The organism is Amycolatopsis sp. VS8301801F10, assembly GCF_046195355.1.
Classification (GTDB): domain Bacteria; phylum Actinomycetota; class Actinomycetes; order Mycobacteriales; family Pseudonocardiaceae; genus Amycolatopsis.
The window spans coordinates 4,371,547-4,391,380 of sequence record NZ_CP176065.1 but is presented as its reverse complement, the minus strand read 5'-3'; the positions used below and the strand labels follow the sequence as shown (position 1 = coordinate 4,391,380).

Below are 19,834 nucleotides of genomic sequence, written 5' to 3'. Positions count from 1 at the left end.
ACGGCCGCAACCACGACGCGCCGTCGATGTTTGCACGAACACGGGAGTGCAGCCTAACGAATAGTCCGCTACACGGACGATTTTATCGTCCGTGTAGCGGCCAGTCAACGCCCCTGCAATTCGAACAGCGGCATCCTCGCTGTCGGGCGATATTATCTCACAAGACCCACATCCTACAGTATTGACAGCCGTGCGACGATAGAGCTGACAACCGAAGCGTATCTCGACGACAGAGTTCCTCAGGGGAGCGCGTATACGGATGCAAGCCCAGGTGGATGTCGCAGTTATCGGAGCAGGCCAGTGCGGGCTTGCAGTGGGAAGACAATTAAAAATGCGGAACTCTGACTTTGTGCTGATCGACCGATGTGCACGGGTCGGCGATTCTTGGCGCCGGTTCATGGATTCGTTGCGACTGGTCACGCCTGCAGGAGTCAGCGCATTGACAGGATTAGCATTTCCTGCTCCCGCGCGAGCCTTCCCCGGGAAGCTAGAACTTGCCGACTATCTGGAAAATTACGCCGACGCGTTTTCTCTGCCATGCGAACTCAACGTCGAGGTTCGCCGAGTGCGCACTATCGACGGCCGGTTCACTATCGACCTGTCTCCCACGGGTTCCGACAAAGGCGGACACGAAGAGCAGTCTTTGGTGGCGAACAGTGTCGTAGTGGCAACAGGATTCCTGCATGAGTTGCGAATACCCAATTTCGCAGAAGAACTAGATCCGACCATAAATCAGCTGACCATGTCCGACTACCTGGCACCCGATCAAGTATCCGGCCCTGTCTTGGTAGTAGGTGCCGGAAACTCTGGCGTACAAATCGCCCACGACCTTGCCCCCGCCCATGAAGTGTGGCTGTCCGGACCCAACCCTGGACATTTCCTCTTCGATCTCAGCAACCCAACCCTGTGGAACATCGCACACCGATTGTTCACTCCGCGAAATCCTGTCGGTCGCAGATTCATCGCCATGATTCAACGCAAGGAACCGCCCGTCATCAAAATCAGCGAAAAACGATTGCGCCAGATGGGCGTCATCCGCCTTCCGAAGGTTTCAGGAACCGAGAACGGGTACCCTGTCTTGGCTGACGGTCACACCGTCCGACCGGCGACGCTCGTCTGGTCTACTGGGTTTCGCAGCGACTTCAGCTGGATTCACCTACCTGTGTTCGATGCCGTCACAGGCTTGCCGAGACACACTCGAGGGATCACTGAAATAGAGGGACTATATTTTATGGGGTTACCGTTTCAATATGGTTTCACCTCGCACTTCATCCGAGGCGTCGATCGAGACGCCGCCAACATTGTCGAGCACCTCGCGCACCACAGGCTGGCTAACGCGGAGACGACGCTATCTGACAGATCCGATCATCCGCAATAAGCCACGGACCGAAGGTGGAGACCCCCATGCCCGACCCGCGCGCCCAGAGCGCAGTCCCGCAGGCAGTTCAGAACGTCGACAGCTTCCAGAACTGGTTTTCGACCTTGCACAGCGCCGGTCATGAGCTGCTGAGAGCTACGCGTGAGTGGGTATATCGACCAAGCGGTGAGCATGATTACGCTTTCTGCTGGGCGCTCCGGGTCGCCGTCCGAGTCTCCGGAGAAGATCGCATCAAGGACAACGAAGTCGTACTGGGGCGTCCCGACGTTGCTTTCGTGCTCGCCTATTGCCCCGCAGCGAAGTTACCGGACTGCCAGGTGGTGCTGATCCGGGAGTTCCGGTCCGCCGGCGCCAGCGCCGATGGGTTCGTCCACGAGCTTCCCTGCGGATCTGATGGGACAGGTTGGCTCAACGCTCGACAGGTGGCCCTCGCCGAACTCGCGGAGGAAACAGGCTTGCTCATCGACCCGGGCCGACTGGTCCGTCACCACGCCCGCCAACTCGCTGCGACCTTCTCCGTCCATCGGGCCCACCTGTTCTCCGTCGAGCTCAGTCCCGCTGAGCTCGACGTGTTGCGCACCGACGACACCCTGCATGGCGACCTCAGTGCATCCGAGCAGACCTACGTCGAAGTCGTCCGGGTCCGCGAGCTACTCGCCGCAGGTACTGCGGACTGGACGACGCTCGGCGCAATAGCCGAAGTCCTGCTCACAAATCGCTGAAACTCGGCAGATGGCAGCGAATCCATGGCAAGCGACCAGAACCCTGCGGCCACTCCCGCACCACGCATCATGACGCGAGCAGCCCCCGGAGCATCCTTGTACGTCGAAGCGCAAGGAACCGGACCGGTCCTCCTGCTCATCCCGGGCGGGCCGGCAGACGGCACTGTCTTCACCGCCATGCTCCCGGCTCTAAGCAGCCGCTACCGTGTTGTCACCTACGACCCGCGCGGCTTGTACCGCAGCACAATCGACGACGGTGGCGATATTGCCGTCCAGCGGCACAGTGACGACGCCTACCGGGTGCTCGACTCCGTCACCTCTGATCCCGCTTTGATTTTCGCCAGCTGCGGAGGCGCGATCACAGCGCTCGACCTCATCGCCACCCACCCAGGCCGAGTACGAGCCCTCATCGCACACGAGCCACCGCTGCTCGAACTCCTCCCCGACAAGGCGCGGCAGCACGCCGCAATCAGCTCACTTTGTGAAGTCGCACAAAACCACGGGGCACAAGAAGCGATGCTTCGCCTGATCGCCCACTTCGGATGGGAAGAAGACCGACGACTCTCCCACAGCCAACCCCGTCCGCGTGCCTCGGCGACCAACGCCGCTCGCCGAGGCAACAACATCGAACTGCTGTTCACTCGCATGCTCAGGCCGATGACGAAGTACCGACCGAACCACGTGGCACTGCGCTCCGCCGCGGCAACAATTATCGTTGCCAGCGGAACAGACTCGGCCGGACAACTCGCCTATCGCACGACTCAGACCCTAGCTGGCGAACTCGGCACCACCATCCGCCACTATCCCGGTGGCCACGGCGGATTCATCCAACAACCGCAACACTTCGCCGCCAAGCTCATCACCGACCTGGCTGAGGCCGTCGCACCGAACTGAGCAGACGCGCTCAGCCCGAACGCCCCACGTGGTAAGACTCGTAACTCGACGGCACCGGCGCGGATGTCAGCAACCGCGTGCGCGACACCAGGCACCGCGACGCGGCAGCATGGCTGTCGGTCTGCAGCACCCCGCGCCGCGGTGGGCGAGATAGCTCGGCCGGCCAGCGCGGCCCGAAACGCAGTGTTGTGCCATTGTCGGTCGGGTCATCGCCCACTCCCCCTACCGAGCCCGGCAGCTATCCCGGTGACCGGGGCCTGGAGAAAGCCTTCCCAGGGGACGACGAACCAATCCGTGCCCAATGCGGACTCGAACGGCGAGTCGGTGCCTCAGTCGACGTTGACCTGCGGCTCGGTGCGCACCAGCACCGGCTGCGCCGACCCGACCCGTTGATCAACCCGAAGTCACCGTCGGGAGCGGCCCCGCCTGCCGCTTCAAGAAAGGCCGGGGCCGCATGTTGAGCTCCGCCGGACTCACGCCTGCGACGAGGCCAACCACCCGATACCCGGGCAACCCCGGCATAAACAACACCCGCACGACCTGCCCGGCGGCGGGCTACGCCGCCCAACCCGTCCCAAACATTTGGCCCGCATGAGGCCGCTACCATTCAGGCACACCCTGCCGCCTGCATGTGGACAAACCAGCATTGGCACGCGAACAACCATGAAGTGCTTAAGAAAACCGATGACCAGCTAGTCAAGCTGACCGTAGTCTTCATTCATATTGTAATCGTCGGACAATACTTTTTGGAGCGGAGCAACGACGCCGGGGGCCAAGCGACATCGGTTATCCGACAATTCCACCATGGGAAGAAACTTGAATGCCGAAGAGACCTTATTAAAGAATTCTGCCAGGTCACGACGCTCCGAGGAATCCAACTCCAGTTCGCCAACCTCCAGGAGTTCGCGGATAAACTCGACTCGGTCTGCCGGCGTTCCGCCGACGAGATGCTTTAGCTCGATGCGAACCCTTGGAGTGTCCGCCCACGGCTCTTTCGGACTTGCAGTCTCACCCTCGTGATCGGAATCTGGCATTCAGAACGCCTCCCCGTGTGGACCCATGCTCCATTCTGGAACCTGATGCGATCATACGGCGTTGGCAAGCGCACGTCTTCCTGCCTCCGCTGCCGTTCGAGCGAGCGGCGGGGAGGCAGGGTGCCGTAGAATGTTCGAGGGTCAGAAGCTGCAGGTATGTTCCGAGCTACCGAGCAGCCCTCCCGAGGTGAAGAGGTAGGCCCCGACCTCACCTGATCCCCAGTTCTGCGGCTGTATCGACATACACCCCACCTCTCACTGACGATCACATTGACTAATTCGGAAATACCCCGACGCGATGATTTAGAACCCGGGTCGGCGGGCACTAAACCCACGGTGCCTCCGCGCGGATGCGTCGTTACTCGTGGGCACCTCGGGCGGTGTCCGATACGTTGAGGATGTGTCAGGCGGTGAACTCGAACCGCGCGGCGGCGGTGAAGTGGCGCGCGAGAACGAGCGCGCGTCCGATGCCGATCGCAACCGGGCGGTGGAACTGCTCAGGCAAGCTGTCGGCGACGGACTGCTCAGCCTCGACGAGTTCAGCAACCGGGTCGACGTCGTGCTCGCGGCAGAGACCTGGGGCCAGGTGGAATCGGTGCTGGCCGAGTTCCCCGGACTTTCGCTGATGGCGCCCGAAGCGCCCTTCCCCGACCCGCCTGCGCTCGTGCTCCGCACGACCAGCGGTTCGGTCAAACAGGAAGGCGAGTGGGCTGTGCCGCAGCGGATACTGGCGCAGTGCGGCTCTGGCCGGGTCCGGATCGACTTCACGCATGCCCTCTGCCGCCACAAGGAAATCCTGCTGGAGGTGGTCTGCACCGGATCGGGACAGGTGCACCTGACCGTGCCTCGCGGCTGGATGATCCGGATCGAGGAGCTGAGCACCACCAGCGGAAGGGTCGTCGACAAGGCAGCAGACCCGCACGTGCCGGGTTCACCGCTGATCCGGGTGTCCGGCGAACTGGCCAGCGGACGGCTCAAGGTGAAACACCCCCGCGACGCCTGAACGACCCGACGCCGAGAGCGGTCCGGTCAGTGGAAGTCCCTCCGGGCCTTCGCGGGCGGCTCGGTGCCTTCGGTCCCGAAGGCACCACAATTTCGGCTCGCCCGGCCGCAAGTGCGGACACCGGCAAACTCGTACCGGTCCTCGCCGAAAACAGTGACAACCCGAACAGAGACTCAGTGCATCCAGGTGGACCACAAGACTCAGCGAACGCGCTGCTCGACGACTATCTCCAGGTCTCGAGGAGCGTCCTCCTGCCTACAGCGGTGCTGTCGAGGCTTCACTCCACGATGTCTGGTAGCGCGTGGGGTCGTGGTCAAGTGCGGGTCCATCGGGATCGGGTCATGTCCCAGCTGTAGCGGGGCAGGGCGCCGACGCCGGTGACGAGACGGAAGGGCTTGCCGTGGCGGTCGATGAACGTGGCACCGCGTTGGCCGTGGATCACCCACTCGACCTGCAGGGCGAAAGAGCATTCACCTGGCGCGGCGCGGGACAAGTCGAGCTGGAAGACCTCGGCGTCGCGGCGCGAAATCTTCAACGGGAAGGGACGAGCGGGGATGGGGTTCCCGGTGAAGGCCTCCTTGGCCGCGATCGGCCTGATGTGGGGGTGCGGCTGGTCCAGATCAGCGGCGAAGCTCCGCATCACCACCTCGCCCCCGCATTGGCTGTTGGCGGCGAGCGCTCCTTCGACGGGCGGTGCCTCCTGGCGGAAGTCCACGAGTCGCATGCCGGTGAGAATGATCTCCTCGTCTGAGCGCGTCTGCGCGGTGATTTGGACGCTGAGCGTGTGCGAGTTCGGCGGGATCAGCCTCGCCTCGGCCGCCCGCGCCAGATCCAGGGGCCGTTCGGGAGCGTCCTGGAGTTGCCGCACGACAGCGGGTGAGACGTACGCGTCGCCACACGAGCCGTCCTTCCACTCGCCCTGGATCGCCACCGCCAGTCCTGCCGGGGCAACGCTGTTGTCGGCCGGGGCAGGAAGCACTGCGGTGCCGGCCCCCGCCGCACCGTTGGAGGTGCCGTCTGTTGCCGCTTCGCGCAGGACAAACACGCTCCCAGCCGCCATCACACTCGCGGCCACCCCCGCCGCCACCATGCGCGAGCGCCACCGCCTGGTCACGCCGAGGGCCTTCGGTTTCTCGCCTGCCGCGGCCATGGCCGCCGCAGTGGTCACCGGCGCCGACGAGTCGGCGCGGGGTTCCTCAACGGCGTCAGGACTGCCCGATGCCGCGGCTGTGGTGAGCTTGGCTCGCTGCCACTGCTGCCGACATTCCCGCGCCGCCTGCTGTCCGCCCAGCGCCCAGGCGATCGCTTCGGCCGTCTCGGATCTCGGCAATCGCTTGCCGTTGAAGATCTCCGACAACGTGCTCTTGCCCGGAGCCTGCCTCGGCTCCCGCGCCCGGATACGGGCGATGATCTCCTCGAGAGTGGGATGACCGGCGTTGACCCGAAGCGTGCGCAGCCAGGCCGCGAACTCGTCTTCCGGACCCACGGTGTCTCCCTTCCTCCCCGCCTTCGCCAGCGGCGCCCCACTGATGTTCGGTCGGGTTCGACGTCCTTCGGGAACATTCGGTTTCCTTGAATCCCCAGCTCAGAACCGATGTTCTGGCCACAGCCCCGATCACGGGGATCTCCAGCCGACACGGGAGCCCGCCACCATGAGCGCCGCACTCATCGTCACTTCCAGCATCCCGCTGATCTCGTTGCTGCCGTCCCTGCTCGCCACCGCCGTCGCCGTGCTCTCTTCTGATCCCCGCCGACGAGCCGACGCTCGCAAGGTGCTCGCACTCGTCCGCCGTCATGCCTCACTTCACCGCGACAACACCCGACAATAGCCCGGTGGGGTCAGGCATGTGCCGGGTTCGACGAAGGAAGCGCGGACGGCCGCCGTGGCCACTTGTCGCGAAAGCCACCGGCCGAATCCTTCGCCACACGGCTTCGGGTCCGACTGCGGTAGCCAGCGCACGGCACCGCTTGAGCGGTGGCTGTGGCCGATCGATACCGGGCGAACTCATCGACGCCGGGTGAGCTGCATTGACGGTATCGATGAATTGAGAAACTCCCGGTGCCGACGCCGAGAGATCAACGGCGCCGTGGCTGCGTTCGGTGCCGCGAAGTGGCTCGTCGTGCCAACCCACACGCGGCGATGGGTTATCCGTGCCCGGCGGGGTGGCGTGACCGGCACGGCCTGCACCCGCGACTGCGCGTCCCACGCACAACTTGATCGCGTTGTCCGGCGGCGCTAGATACGACCCGACCAGGTCTGCGGCGGAGGGCGTCCCGCGGCTGACACGTTTACTTCGCCATTCCGACATCCGATGACGAGCTGAACTGGCGATACCGCGCTCGGGAAACGTCCCCACCGACGCTCAAGCCCGTCCGGCACACCGAAAAGAAGACCGCCTCTGAACAGAAAAACCGTCCTTAAGCTGCCCGTCGCACTGCGGCGCGACGCCGAAGAGACAGCACTAATCGGGACAGTTCACAGCCAGTCTCGTTTCTTGAAAGAGAGCTACAGGCCTACGGAGAGCACAACGATCACGAGCGTGGACGTCCAGAAACCCGCGGTCGACTGGAATCCCGGGTAGGGCACGTTCTGGCCGTAAAACCCGGTGACCGCGGTAGGGATGGCGATGATCGCCGCCCAGCTGGTGACCTTCTTCATGATCGTGTTGAGGCGGTTGCCCTGGATGTTGAGCTGGGTCTCCCGGATCGTCGTCACCAGGTCGCGCAGGGACTCCGTCCATTCGGAGGCGCGGAGCACATGGTCGTAGACGTCTTGGAAGTAGGGTTGCAGTTCGCCGTCGACCACGTGCAGGTCGCGGCGCATGAGCGCGTTGACGACCTCGCGCATCGGCAGGACGACCCGCCGTACCTGCACCAGGCTTTTGCGCAGAGCGAAGGACCGCCGTTGCATGTCGGCGTACTGCGGGCGTTCGTCGAACACCAGGTCTTCGAGCTGCTCGATGTGCTCGTCCAGGGTTTGCACGACTTCGAAATGGCCGTCGATGACGTAGTCGAGCAACCCGTGCAGCAAAAACCCGACGCCGTTCTTGGCCAGCTCCCCTGCCGCATCCCAGCGCGCGATCACCGCGTCGATCGCGGAGCGGTCGTCTTTGCGCACGGTGACCAATGCCTGGCCGGTGATGAACGCTGCGAGTTCCGAGACGGTCAAGGCACCGGTGTCGTCGTCCAGTTCGGCGGAGTACATGGTCAAGAAGGCGTGGGAGTCGTAGCGGTCGAGCTTGGCGCGCTGGTGTTCGTGCACGGCGTCTTCGACCGCGAGCGGGTGCAGTCCGAGCTCTTCGCTGATCGCCGCCAGGTCGGCTTCGGTCGGAGCGCAGAAGTCCAGCCAGATCGTGGCTGCGGGATCGGCGAGGTAGTCGGAGATCTCCGCGACCGCGAACCCTTCAGCCTCGAGAACCCCGTTCCGGTATACGCGGGTGTGTGCCATGGCCGACCGCCGATCAGCGGGTCGCAGCGACGTGCGGGCCGCCGGCCCCGCTGAAGAGGAGGTGTCCGGCATCGGCGAACGGCACTGCATCAACTCCCGACGTAACTGGGTATGGCCCGTTCACGGCGGGCGGCGACTTCCGGCGTCCTCGCGACAGCTCGGCTAGCCGGACCGTCGTGCGGCACCCCTTCCCGCCGTCGGACAGAAACACGGTGGCGGTTCAGTAAGTGCCGCGGCACGCACCCCGCAGAGACAGGTGTGTCTGGACCGTGCGGCTCGACGATTTCGACGCGAAGCGGGCCGCTCGAGGCTGGGTCAGCGAGAACTGGCAGTGGGAGGCGGGGTGTAGCGGGCCTGACCGAACGCGAGGATGAGGTAGCCGATGAAGGAGAACAGGAACAGGCCGAAGAACCCGAAGACACCGCTCTTGCCGAACGCCTTGGCGACATCGAGCGACACGATGATCGCGATGACCAGGTTGACCACGGGGATGAAGAACAAGACGAGCCACCAGCCGGGACGGCCAGCGACTTTCAGCAGCGTGTAGACGTTGTAGAACGGGATGATCGCCGCCCAGCCCGGGCGGCCGGCTTTGGCGAACACCTTCCACATCGCGATGATGGTGAGCACCGCGACGACAAGACCGGCCCCGCCGAACCCGATGCCGACAGCGGGCGTGACGACCGAAGTCGAGTTCTCGTATTCCATGGACTGATGTCCTTCCAGACGCAGCCGACCAGGAGGCGACCTTAGCGTCAGGCAGATAAGCGCCTCGGGGCAGTACCCGCGTGCGGTACCCATTGGACAGACAGAACGAACCGAGCACGGTGAACGCCACACTGGCGTAGGCGATGCGCCCCGCCCGATGAGGGACATCACCTGCAAAAATAGTCAGCGCTGTCAATACGATCCGCGCCGAGATGCCACCCGCGCAGCGTGAGAACAACAGCAAATGCGGCAATGCGACCACGATCCCGACTGGCACGGCCTGATCGATCTGCGCCTCGGTGAGGCACGCCGTACCGCCCCCTGGCTCCGCGCATCGCTTCCGCCTTCTGGGCAACGCAGTCCTCGACCGCCGCCGACCCCGAGCCGACAGCGTCCCCGCCCGCCAGGTCCTGCCCGAGAGGCCCAGCTCATCGGCGAGGCCCAGACCGGCTGGCCGGTGTCCTCGGCCAACCACACTTGCGCGATCGGACCGACAGTTTCGCCGTAGGTGTCCAGGACTTCGCAGCGCAAGAGATGGTCTGCCTTGTGTGGCTCAATCATCGTGAGCGGCCTTTCCTTCGGGCACGGCGCGGGCCGAATGGAGCAACGAACGCCATGCGGTGTCACAACAGCAAGCGCCAATGCGGGTACCTGAGGCGCAGGCTGGACAAGCTGTCACCGCTTGCCTTTACCCCCTGGCCTGTGGCCTCAACCACCCGCGATGGTTCCCTTGCCCGGTCGGCACCTGGCCTCGCGGACAGGCGCGAATCTCGGCGCGGAACAGTAATTCCTTTCCTGCGCTTGAAAAACACCGGTGAGCGTGTCCATCAGCACGCCACCAACGCGCACGTGCGCGTTGGTGGCGCAACGTGGTTTTCTCGTCGGGCCCGTTCTCCTCCGCGCGCATCCCTGCTCCCAGGGCAACCGCCCGCTGACACCCGTCCGGGCCGACGGTGTCACGGTCGTGGGCAGGCAGCAATTGCGCTGAGGGTCCGGACGAACCTGGGATGCCGATCCACCCCACACAGTCGATCGTCAAGCGGCACAAAGGCCGTTCGCGACAAGGCCGTCGCGTCGCTACTCCGCCGCCATCTTCTTTCCGGCGTCATAAAGCAACTGGAAGCCGTCGGACCCGGCAACCGCGGTCAGCGCGGTTCCGCCAGCCGGGTGGTCCGGGACGCGAACACGAGACCCGCGCTCAGCCCGGTCGCGACCCAGAGCGCGAGGGCAGGTGGTTAGTTCCCCGACCGAATGCCGCGCCCCGCGTCCGCGTACTGACTCGTTCAGTTCGCCGCCGCCCGCCGGCTCTTCGTCCGCAAGGCGGCGCGAAGGTGATTGGCGGCTCCTCAGTACCTCTTCATCGTGACGAGCAGCGCTGACGGTCGCATAGTCGTCTTCTCAATATCCGCAGTGTCAGCGACTCGGGGTCAGGCCGAGCCAGCAAGACTTAGCCTGCCGAGCGCGACTGGGCCAGACAGAGTTGCCCGCGGACCGATCTGGGCGGGCTTGTCCTTGCCATCGTTGTAGCCGAAGTGCTCACCGGTCGGCGCCCGTCGTGGCGATGCCGGCCACGAAGTGCCGCTGGGCCAGGAAAAACACGATGAGCAGCGGCACCGTCGTGACGACCGTGCCGGCCAGCACGATCTCCCACCGCTGCTCGCCCGCCTGCCCGAATTGATCCGACAGCAGTTTCAGTCCGCGCGGCAAGGTGTACAGGGCCGGATCGCGGAGATAGATCAGCGGTTTGAGCAGGTCCGACCAGCTGGCCTTCAGCTCGAACACGAAACTCACCACCAGCGCCGGACGGCAGAGCGGAAGAGCGATGCGCCAGAAGATCGTCCAGTAGCTCGCCCCGTCGACTCGCGCGGCCTCGAACACCTCGCGTGGCAGGCCGAGGAAGAACTGCCGCAGCAGGAAGATGTAGAAAGCGCTGCCGAAGAGGTTTCCCGCCCAGAGCGGCACCTGCGTGTGGGCCAGGCCCACCGAGTTCCAGATCAGGTAGACCGGGATCATCGTCACCGCGCCGGGCAGCATCATCGTGCCCAGCACCAGGCCGAAAAGCGCGTTGCGCCCGGGAAACCGGAAGCAGGCGAACCCGAACGCCACCAGGGAGCTGGACAGCGTCACAGCGGCCGCGGCGGCAAGGGACACCACGACGCTGTTGAGAAACCACTGCGCGACCGGTGCCACGCGCCAGATTTCGGTGTAGTTGCCCCACATCCAGGATTCCGGCAGCGGAGTGTTGTCGAAGACCTGCGCCCGCGGTTTCAGCGAAGCGCTCAGCAGCCAGAGGAACGGGTAGAGAAACAGCACCGAGGCCAGCACCAGCGCGGCCCGGTAGGCGATCCGGCGCATGGTCATCGCCCCTCGTAGTGGACGTACCGCCGGCCGACGCGCACCTGCACCACCGTGATCAGCATGATCACCAGGAACAGCAGCCAGGCGAGCGCGGAGGCGTACCCCAGGTGAAGGAATTCGAATGCCTGCCGGAACAGGTAGACGAGGTAGAACAGCGCCGCGTCGTTGCTGTAGACCGCCGCGGCCGCGTTTCCGTAGAAAGCGGTGTAGGCCTCGTCGAAGGTCTGGAGCCCGGCGATGGTCTGCACGATCAGCGTGAAAAACAGCGCGCCGCTGATCATCGGCACCGTCACCCGCCGGAACCGCTGCCACGGCGACGCGCCGTCCAGCTCCGCGGCCTCGTGCAACTCGCGCGGCACGGCCTGCAGCGCCGCCAGGTAAATCACCACGGTGCTGCCGACCGACCACAAGTGCAGCAGCACCAGTCCTGGTTTGACCCACAGCGGATCGGTACTCCACTGCGGACCTTCGACGCCGAACATCCGCAGCACATGGTTGACCAGGCCGACCTGCCCGTTGAACAGCATCAGGAACAGCACGCCGACGGCGACTTTCGGGGTGATCTCAGGCAGATAGAACACCGTGCGGAAGAAGCCCGCGGACCGGCGTCCGGCCCGGGCCAGCAAGGAGGCGAGCGCGAGCGACACCGCCATCGTCGCCGGCACGGCAAGCACCGTGTACACGAGCGTGTTCAGCATGCTTTTACGTACCACCGGGTCGCTGAACAGCTGCCGGTAGTTGTCCCAGCCCACCGACCGTGCCGGGCGCAGTGCGTCGTAATCGGTGAAAGACAGCACGAAGCTGATCACCATCGGCGCGGCCATGAAGAGGAGGAAACCCGCCATCCAGGGGGACAGGAAGGCGTAAGCGGCCCAGGTTTCCCGCCGTCGGAATCCCGCGAACCAGGTCCGGACCCGGGCGCGGCTCACCGGTGTGCTGCCGCGGTGTCGAGGGCGTGCTGCGCCTCCTGCTGGGCCTGCGCCAAGGCTTGCGCGGGACTCTGCTGCCCGGACAGCACCCGGTTCACGGCGTTCTGCCACGCGGTCTTGAACTCCGAACCCGCCGGGGACGCCGGCATGGAAAAGGCCGAATCCTGCGCCTTCAAAACCACGTTGACCGCCGCGTCGAACACCGGGTGGTCCTTCAGCTGGACGATGCCGCCGAAGATCCGCTCGTCGGCGACCCGGTTGCCGGTGTAGACGCCGGTGAACGGCTTGCCCGCAGCCCGGCGTGCGTCGGCGCGAACCTGCGCCGCGGCGATCCAGGCGGGTGCGCCGGTCATCGTCTTGATCCAGGTGCACGCCTGGTCCTTGTGCTTGCTGCCGGCCGGGATGGCCCACGTGCTGCCGGTGACCCAGTCGACCGGCTTGCCTCCGGGGCCGGTGAACGGCGCGGCAGTCACCTTCACCCCGGGCGAGTACTGCGCGAGAACGTTGAGGTACCAGTCGTCCATCAGGGAGGCGCCGAGCTGATTCTTGGCGAACGGGTTTCCGGCGCCGAAGAAGTCGAAGGAATCGCGCAACGCCTTGACCGCGCCCCAGCCGCCCTGCTCGTTGATCAGGCTCACCGCGTATTCGAGCGCCTGGACCGCTTTCGGGTCGTCGAGGTTGGCCTTGAGACCGTCGTCGCTGAGGATTTGCACTCCGTTGGCCCTGGCCCACAAGGGAAAGAACTCCGGCAGCTTCGGGTCGAACCCGATCCGCGACAACGCGCCGCCGGGTACGCGGCCGGTGAGCGCCTTCGCCGCGGCGGTGAGCGCCGGACGATCGGCCGGATCGACCTGCGCGGGGCTGAGCCCGGCCTGCCGCACCACGGTGTCGTTCACCAGCAGCAGCCGGTTGTCGTAGGACTCCGGCAGCCCGTAGAGCTTGCCGCCGAGGGTGAGCTCGCCCAGCGCGGCGGGCCGGTACTGGGTCAGGTCGACCTGGTGTTTCGCGACGCAATCCGCCAGGGGCTCGAGCACGCCCCGCGCGGCGTAGGTCCCCACCAGCTGGCGGTCCAGGTAGATCAGATCGGGCGCCGTGCCGGACGCGACCGCGGAAAGGAACTGCTGAGCGTCGAACGCGCCCCCGGCGATCTTCACCGTCCCCGGCGCGATCGCCTTGTCCGCCAGGTCGACCCGGGTCCGGGCGATTTCGTCGCCGACGCCGAAGCCCATGGTGGTCAACTCCCCCGCGGCTCCGTCCCCCGCACCGGAGCCGACCCCGCCGCACGCACCGACCACGAGCGCTGCGGCCGCCATCGCGCCAAGCCGGAACGCGCGGGGCCGCCCCCCGTTGCCTTTCGCCACTTGACCTCCCCTCGCCGTAGAAAACTGCGCCGGGATACCCATTCCGGAGCGCGTCAAACCCCGGCAAGGAGAGAGCCTGGCCGGATCCGTGGAGACGCGGCACGCACGGGGCGAGTTACAGCGTCGTCTCCGCGCCCGGTGCCCGGAAGCTGGCCGGCGCCCGCCTTTCAACGGCGGCCCGGCCGGATCGGAAACCTCGGATCCCCTGTGGCCGTCACCCCTTGCGCGGCACACCGTTGCGCTGCCGCACTGGCAGCACGGCTCGGACGGACTGCCCGAGGCGACGGCGCGCGTCGAACGGCACCTCTACTCGGCGGGCACCACGGTCATCGGCGAAGTGCCGTCGAAGGCAACGCCGCACGACCTCCACCTGGTGGCCCCGAGCGTCGAATGGGACGACACCCTGCCCGCAGGCACCGAGGGCTATTTCCTGCGATCGCGCACCGGAGAGCGGCGGGGCTGGCCGGACGCGGTGAACTCGTTCCTGGCCCGCGGCCGCAACACCGGGGGCCGCTACTTCGCGGTCAACACCCTCGCCGCGCCGCAGCCGTACGTAATCCGGCATTTCCACCGGCGGCGCACCGAGAACTTCCTGTGCCTCTCCGGCCGGATCTGGCTGTGGGTCAACGGCGAGGAGATCCTCCTGACCCCCGGCGACTTCCTGCACGCGCCAGCCGCACCGTGCACAGCTTCGCCGTCGCGGCGCACAACACCCAGCTGCTCGGACTGCTCACCTCGGACATTTTCGAGCCGTTCTTCGACGCGACCGGGCTGCCGACTGACGACCACGTGCACACCGAAGGGCTCATCGATCCGTCGGTGGTCGCCGACGGCATCCGGGCGAACCCGGACCTGGACGTCGTCGTGGTCGGCGACCCCCCCGGACCGGGTCCGTGCCGCCGGGCTGCAGCCAGCGGGCGACCGCTGGCCGGCCACCAGACATCGGTGACCGGGCAGGTCCCCGCTCAGCCGGGCAGCGGTCCACCGACGACGGCCGCCCGGAGCTGGTCGGCGTCCCAGCCCGGCGGGGTCCGGCCCGCAGTGCTCGAGGTGATCGAGGCCTCGCAGCGGCGGACGGCCCCGGTGTCCGAATCGCGTCCGGTCTCACGAAAGCAGTACCAGTCCACCGGGCAAGGAGCGAGGCCAATCGTGAAGGTGTCGGCATCGACGGGAAACCGCGCCAACGCCGAGCGAGCCACGACCGGGTTCGCGGACGGCTGGTGGCCCTGGCCGGCTCGACACCGGACCGCGTCTGTTCGCCCGGCGCACGGCGGATTGATCGCAACGCGCCGACGAAACGTTTCTTTAGGCGCAGACGAAGCTGAAGTGCTGTCCGCGGTTCGGTTTCTCGCACCAGATAGGGCCAAGTTTCTCGGCTCGGTGCCGTTTTCGGCACGGCCGATTGGAGCAGACGCTCCGGTCACGCGTCGTTCGCCTGAGGCTCGGTTGCCGGTTGTCGCCCGCAGGCCAGCCGACCTCCGGATCGCCGAGCCTTCTCCCGGTCGAAGGCAATGGAGGTTCGTGGACACCGCAAGAGGGCTGCCGGAATGCATCGTGCCGTGGCGCGAGCCTGTCCCGATGGCAATCCGCTCGAGCGAATCTTTCGGTCGCACAGCATGGTTCACGGTATGCGCGGGTATGTTCTCCCGTGCGGGCCCGGTCGCACCTCCCCCTCGACGACCGGGCCCGTCTCACCGCCCGGAAAAGTTGCCACGGCGTACCCACAGCGCCGCGACCCACTGCGCAGCTCATTCGTCCCGGCTGAAGACCGGCTCCTGTGACGCACCGCGACCTATCTGTCCTGTCGTCACGGGCTGCGCCTACAGTGAACGACGCGAACGCCAACTCATCGAAGTCGATGCCAAAGGGCGCAGTTCGCCCAATCAGATATATGACCGGAGTCCGGTCGCCTACGTAATCAATCGCTGATCGGCGGCAGGTTCCCTTTCCCGGCCGCTGGGCAAGGCCCTCCGCAACAGCCGGAACCGTTTACCAGCAAACGGACAGGTCCGGCCAGGAATACCAGGTCCGGCATCGGCCATGCCGCGCAGACTGTCTCGCCCGCGGCGATCATGCCGACATCGACGGCGTCGTCCGCCTTGCGCTTCCTGACTTGCTAATACGGCTTTGTCCCGGGGCCGGCCGGCACGCAGCCCGGAGTGAACAGGCTTGCGGCACCGGCCGGCGGGACGCTGCCGCTGTAGCGTCCCCTAACGGCAAACCCCTCCCGGATCCGCCGTCAGACTGTGGCGGCACCACGGATTCCGAGCCCAGGCAGAGAGAGGCGGCCGCCGCGGGTATCAACAGGGCCGCGGCGGCCGCGGTTCCGGGCTCCCGCAAAGGAGGGGTGGGAGCCCGGAGGCTGGTGGCTACTTGTTCGTGCCCGGGGTGAGGACCTTGTCGATTACGAACACGGTGGCGTTCTTGGTCGGGATGTTGCCGCACAGGATCTTCGCGCCGTTGACGGTCATGTTGTCGCCGGAGCCCTCGATCTTGACCGGCCCGCCCGCGGTGTTGAGGGAGGTGACCGTGCCCGCGGCGGCGAGGCCCTTGGCGTCGTACCGCTTGCCGAGGACGTGGTACTGGAGGATCGGGGTGAGCTGGCTCGGGTTTGCCGCCAGTTCCTTGAACTTCGCGTCGCCGAGTGCGTCGAACGCGGAATCCGCCGGGGCGAACACGGTGATCGCGGGCTGGCTGTTGAGCGTGTCGACCAGGTTGGTGGCCTTCACCGCTGCGACCAGTTTCGTCAGCAACGGGTTCGTCGACGCCGCCGAGGCGACCGGCTGCGGGCCCATCGAGTCGAGCGAGCCCGGCGCGTTGCCCTGCGGCAGCTTCGAACAGGCCGGGCCGAACACGTCGGCGTTAGTGGTGACCCCGTCGCCCGCAGAAGGGCTGCTCGACATCGGCGCGGACATCGAACTCGACATCGGCGCACTGCTGGAGCCGCCATTGCCGGACGAGCTGTCATTGCCGCTGCACGCGGTCAGGGTCAACGCAGCTGCCGCTGTCAGACCGACGCCTGCGACACGGAACTTGTTCACGGTCATTCACTCCTCTGTAAGCGGCTGTGGCAGTTCAAGCGGAACTGCCTGACGCTGGTCATTCGGCACCGCGGCAGAGGCGGATTGGTCCTCGGCCGGAAAAACCCCGAAAGAGTGAAGAAACCACTGCGTCCGGCCACCGTGGGCCAGGCAGTCCAAACAGGACCGAGCTACCCTGCGGCAAGTCCGCGACCTGGCCCGGAGCGCCGTGTGGTCGAGTCGGTGACACTCGTTGTGTCCCCCGAACGCCGAGCTGCGGTCCCGTTCTCCGGAAACCCGGACGGGTGGCCGCCCTATCCGCGCGGCTTCCGGTGACGAATGCGAGGAGTCCACGAAGGTCGCTCCCGCGCGGGCAGTCGTCGGCGCGGGCACGTCCGGCGTACTGCCGGACGGAAAGGAGATCGCACGTGTTTGGCAAACGCTACGCCGCTTCGATGATCGCCCGGAGCGCCGAGAACTCTCAGGACAGGCGCAATTTTCCTGCAAGCCGCCGGGATGACCGGCCTCGGCCTGGTCGGGGCTGGCGCTCTCGCGGGGATCGGCGGGTTCGCGAGCCCAGCGGGCGCTGCAGTGCGCAAAGCCGCACCGGTCGCGCAAGAGTCCTCCGAGGTGAGCGACGGAGCGGTGCTCAACTTCGCGCTCAACCTCGAATACCTTGAGGCCGAGTTCTACCTGCACGCCGTGACCGGACAAGGGCTGGCGGACTCGATGACCACCGGAACCGGCACCCGCGGCGGAGTGACCGGAGGACGGGCCGTGCGGTTCGAGACCCGCGCAGCACGCCAGTACGCACAGGAAATCGCCCAGGACGAACAAGCCCACGTCGCGTTCCTCCGCTCCGCGCTCGGGTCCGCCGCGGTCAGCCGTCCGGCGATCGACCTGCAGGCCAGCTTCACCGCAGCCGCCCAGGCCGCCGGAATCGTGAAAAAGGGCCACCCTTTCGACGCGTTCGCGTGCGAGGAGAACTTCCTGCTCGCGGCTTTCCTGTTCGAGGACGTCGGCGTGACCGCCTACAAGGGCGCCGCCCCGTTGATCAGCAACAAAACCTATCTCGAAGCCGCGGCCGGGATCCTGGCCGCGGAGGCGTACCACGCGGGCAACATCCGCAGCGCCCTTTACGAGCGAGGCAGTGGGCTGCTCGGTGGCGGCCTGTTCAGCGACGACCTGCGCAAGGCATCGGTCAAACTGTCCGACGCACGAGACAGCCTCGACGGCCCCACCGACGACGACCAAGGCGTCATCGACAGCCACGGCAACGCGAACATCGTGCCCGCCGACGCGAACGGCATCGCCTACAGCCGCAGCCCCGGGCAGGTGCTCAACATCGTCTACCTGACCAGCAAAGCCGCGACCTCGGGCGGATTCTTCCCCAAGGGCGTCAACGGCACAGTGAATACCAGCGCCGACAACGGCTGAGTCGCCCGGGCGGGGGTGCTGTCAACCGGCTGCATCCCCGTCCGGAGCGGCCCGAGGTCCGGCCTGCGCCGCGACAGTCCGCAACGCGGCCCGCAACAGCCGCGCCACCTGAGCCGGAGTCCAGCCGGTCGTGGCGGCGACCTCGGCGACATTGCGGTGTTGCGACGCCGTCGCCCACAGTGCATAGCGTTGCCGGGTCGGCAGCAGGGCGAGCTCGTCGAGCAGGACCGCGTCGCATGTCGCGGATTCGAGCCTCGTCTCATCGACCCACGACGCGAGTTCGGCGTGCAGGGCCGCCAGCACCCGCGCGCGGAGGTCCCGCCGACCTGGGTCCCGGGGCGATACGGACGTGTCCACGCGGGTCAGCGCTCGCACGACACTCTCCCGAACGCGGACCCGGGACCGGCGGGACCGGCCTGCGGCCAGCTGTCCGACCCGACAAGTCAGAGCCAGCATCCGCTCGTCGACCGACGGTGTCCCCTCGAGCCAGGCGGGCACGGCATCCCGCGTGCCGGCGGTCATCGAGCCGCCCTTCGAAACTGCGCCCCGCGACGAAGGCGGTTCAGGAGCCAGATCAGCTCCTCGGCGTCGATGAGACCCGCGTCCGCGGCTCTGATGAAGACGTTCGCGGCTCGTTCGGCGAACGCCGGGTCTTCGGGTGGGGTCGCGACGGGTTTGACTGCGCTCATAGCCTGCCCCTGGGAAACGGTTCGAGGGGTCGCCTGGGTCTGGGGCTCGCACGCGCGGGTGCCCTTGGCTGCCCGATCGTAAACCTCGCCCCTCGCGCGACGGCAGAGCCCGGCCGCCGGGTCAGCGCAGGTCCACGCGGACGACGCCCGGGGTAGTCGGCTGAGGCGAGCCGGTGACGGGCTCGGTGGTGATCCCGATCCGGTCGGCGTCCGGCGGAAGCACTCCGGCCAACGAAGCCGGGCCGGTGCCGGGACGCAGCAGCCCGGCCGACTGCGGGCCGCGAGGCCCGATCAGCCACACCTGGTAGGCGTGCCGGGCATCGAGCACCGGCATTCCAGAGAGGGAGACCGACACCTCGGCCAGGGATCGGGAAATGGTGACACTCGCGCTGCCGGCGGTCGCGGCGCGCCCGGTCAGGGTGGCCGCGTCGGGTGCGTGTCGGAGCTGGACTCCTTCGGCGACGTCCGGCCGCCGTCCGGCATTCCGCTCGCCGAGGGCGATGCCGCCGGCCAGGGCTCCGGCGACCGCGGCCGCGGCGGCGAACACGACTGCGGCCCGAACCCGCCACCGGCGCTCGGCAGGCGGCTCGGCCACGGCCGGCGGGTCCTGTCGGATGACCGCGATCCGGGCCAGCACGTCAGCTCGCCCCCCGGGTTCCGGTCGGACGTCGACGGCGGCGCCCAGCCGGGTGGCTACCTCGCGCAGCTCCGCGGTCTCCACGGCACAAACCTCGCAGTCGCGCAGATGCCGTTCGAAACGGACGCGCTCGGCTCCAGTGACCGCGTCGAGCACGTAGGCGCCGATCAGCAAGTGGATGTCGGCGCTGCTCATCTCGATACTCCCGTGCCTCGG

The 19,834-nt window shown here is 66.5% G+C and carries 16 protein-coding genes and 1 pseudogene; 7 read left to right on the top strand and 10 right to left on the bottom strand.

The window, feature by feature from the left end:
• Positions 1 to 259: 259 nt before the first annotated feature.
• The 3 genes from F9C11_RS20880 (at position 260) to F9C11_RS20870 (ending at position 2,994) form a co-directional block, all read left to right on the top strand.
• Positions 260 to 1,378 carry a flavin-containing monooxygenase gene (locus tag F9C11_RS20880; protein ID WP_409186550.1) on the top strand — a complete coding sequence of 373 codons (1,119 nt, stop codon included), beginning with the start codon at positions 260 to 262 and terminating at the stop codon, positions 1,376 to 1,378.
• Positions 1,379 to 1,404: 26 nt separating this feature from the next.
• Positions 1,405 to 2,100: a hypothetical protein gene (locus F9C11_RS20875; protein WP_409186549.1), complete on the top strand. Its 696-nt coding sequence runs from the start codon at positions 1,405 to 1,407 to the stop codon at positions 2,098 to 2,100.
• A 96-nt stretch (positions 2,101 to 2,196) separates the two neighbouring features.
• Positions 2,197 to 2,994, top strand: coding sequence for an alpha/beta fold hydrolase (locus tag F9C11_RS20870; RefSeq protein WP_409186548.1), 798 nt, complete (start codon positions 2,197 to 2,199; stop codon positions 2,992 to 2,994).
• Positions 2,995 to 3,686: 692 nt separating this feature from the next.
• Here the strand turns inward: F9C11_RS20870 and F9C11_RS20865 are convergent.
• Positions 3,687 to 4,028 (bottom strand): hypothetical protein, encoded by a 342-nt coding sequence (locus F9C11_RS20865; protein WP_409186547.1) that lies wholly within the window; start codon positions 4,026 to 4,028, stop codon positions 3,687 to 3,689.
• A gap of 400 nt (positions 4,029 to 4,428) precedes the next feature.
• On the opposite strand from F9C11_RS20865, the gene F9C11_RS20860 reads away from it, so the two are divergent.
• Complete coding sequence (locus F9C11_RS20860) at positions 4,429 to 5,031, top strand: DUF1707 domain-containing protein (RefSeq protein WP_409186546.1); 603 nt, start codon at positions 4,429 to 4,431, stop codon at positions 5,029 to 5,031.
• Positions 5,032 to 5,344: 313 nt separating this feature from the next.
• Here the strand turns inward: F9C11_RS20860 and F9C11_RS20855 are convergent, their stop codons facing one another.
• Entirely contained in the window at positions 5,345 to 6,517 is a 1,173-nt protein-coding gene (locus tag F9C11_RS20855; RefSeq protein ID WP_409186545.1) for a hypothetical protein, read from the bottom strand.
• A 166-nt stretch (positions 6,518 to 6,683) separates the two neighbouring features.
• Here F9C11_RS20855 and F9C11_RS20850 point away from each other — a divergent pair, with 166 nt between their 5' ends.
• The gene (locus F9C11_RS20850) at positions 6,684 to 6,860 is read left to right on the top strand and encodes a hypothetical protein (protein ID WP_409186544.1); all 177 of its coding nucleotides are present in this window, start codon (positions 6,684 to 6,686) and stop codon (positions 6,858 to 6,860) included.
• 677 nt (positions 6,861 to 7,537) lie between these two features.
• Here F9C11_RS20850 and F9C11_RS20845 read toward each other — a convergent pair.
• The 5 genes from F9C11_RS20845 to F9C11_RS20825 form a co-directional block, all read right to left on the bottom strand.
• On the bottom strand, positions 7,538 to 8,479 hold the full coding sequence (locus F9C11_RS20845) for a magnesium transporter CorA family protein (protein WP_409186543.1): 942 nt from the start codon (positions 8,477 to 8,479) through the stop codon (positions 7,538 to 7,540).
• Positions 8,480 to 8,794: 315 nt separating this feature from the next.
• Positions 8,795 to 9,187: a DUF5684 domain-containing protein gene (locus F9C11_RS20840; RefSeq protein ID WP_409186542.1), complete on the bottom strand. Its 393-nt coding sequence runs from the start codon at positions 9,185 to 9,187 to the stop codon at positions 8,795 to 8,797.
• Positions 9,188 to 10,723: 1,536 nt separating this feature from the next.
• Entirely contained in the window at positions 10,724 to 11,548 is an 825-nt protein-coding gene (locus tag F9C11_RS20835; RefSeq protein WP_409186541.1) for a carbohydrate ABC transporter permease, read from the bottom strand.
• A complete protein-coding gene (locus tag F9C11_RS20830; RefSeq protein ID WP_409186540.1) occupies positions 11,545 to 12,474 on the bottom strand; it encodes a carbohydrate ABC transporter permease in 930 nt (309 codons plus the stop codon). The genes F9C11_RS20835 and F9C11_RS20830 overlap by 4 nt, the downstream gene beginning before the upstream one ends.
• Positions 12,471 to 13,835 carry an extracellular solute-binding protein gene (locus F9C11_RS20825; protein ID WP_409186539.1) on the bottom strand — a complete coding sequence of 455 codons (1,365 nt, stop codon included), beginning with the start codon at positions 13,833 to 13,835 and terminating at the stop codon, positions 12,471 to 12,473. Before F9C11_RS20825 ends, F9C11_RS20830 begins: the two co-directional genes overlap by 4 nt.
• A gap of 88 nt (positions 13,836 to 13,923) precedes the next feature.
• Here F9C11_RS20825 and F9C11_RS20820 point away from each other — a divergent pair, with 88 nt between their 5' ends.
• The gene (locus F9C11_RS20820; RefSeq protein ID WP_409186538.1) at positions 13,924 to 14,784 is read left to right on the top strand and encodes a cupin domain-containing protein; all 861 of its coding nucleotides are present in this window, start codon (positions 13,924 to 13,926) and stop codon (positions 14,782 to 14,784) included.
• A 1,420-nt stretch (positions 14,785 to 16,204) separates the two neighbouring features.
• Here F9C11_RS20820 and F9C11_RS20815 read toward each other — a convergent pair.
• Entirely contained in the window at positions 16,205 to 16,876 is a 672-nt protein-coding gene (locus F9C11_RS20815) for a fasciclin domain-containing protein (protein ID WP_409186946.1), read from the bottom strand.
• A 407-nt stretch (positions 16,877 to 17,283) separates the two neighbouring features.
• Here F9C11_RS20815 and F9C11_RS20810 point away from each other — a divergent pair.
• A pseudogene (locus F9C11_RS20810) lies at positions 17,284 to 18,292 on the top strand (ferritin-like domain-containing protein).
• A 21-nt stretch (positions 18,293 to 18,313) separates the two neighbouring features.
• Here F9C11_RS20810 and F9C11_RS20805 read toward each other — a convergent pair.
• Together F9C11_RS20805 and F9C11_RS20800 are read right to left on the bottom strand one after the other, a co-directional pair.
• Positions 18,314 to 18,667 (bottom strand): hypothetical protein, encoded by a 354-nt coding sequence (locus F9C11_RS20805; protein ID WP_409186537.1) that lies wholly within the window; start codon positions 18,665 to 18,667, stop codon positions 18,314 to 18,316.
• Between the two features lie 435 nt (positions 18,668 to 19,102).
• A complete protein-coding gene (locus F9C11_RS20800; RefSeq protein WP_409186536.1) occupies positions 19,103 to 19,813 on the bottom strand; it encodes an anti-sigma factor domain-containing protein in 711 nt (236 codons plus the stop codon).
• Between the last annotated feature and the right edge of the window lie 21 nt (positions 19,814 to 19,834).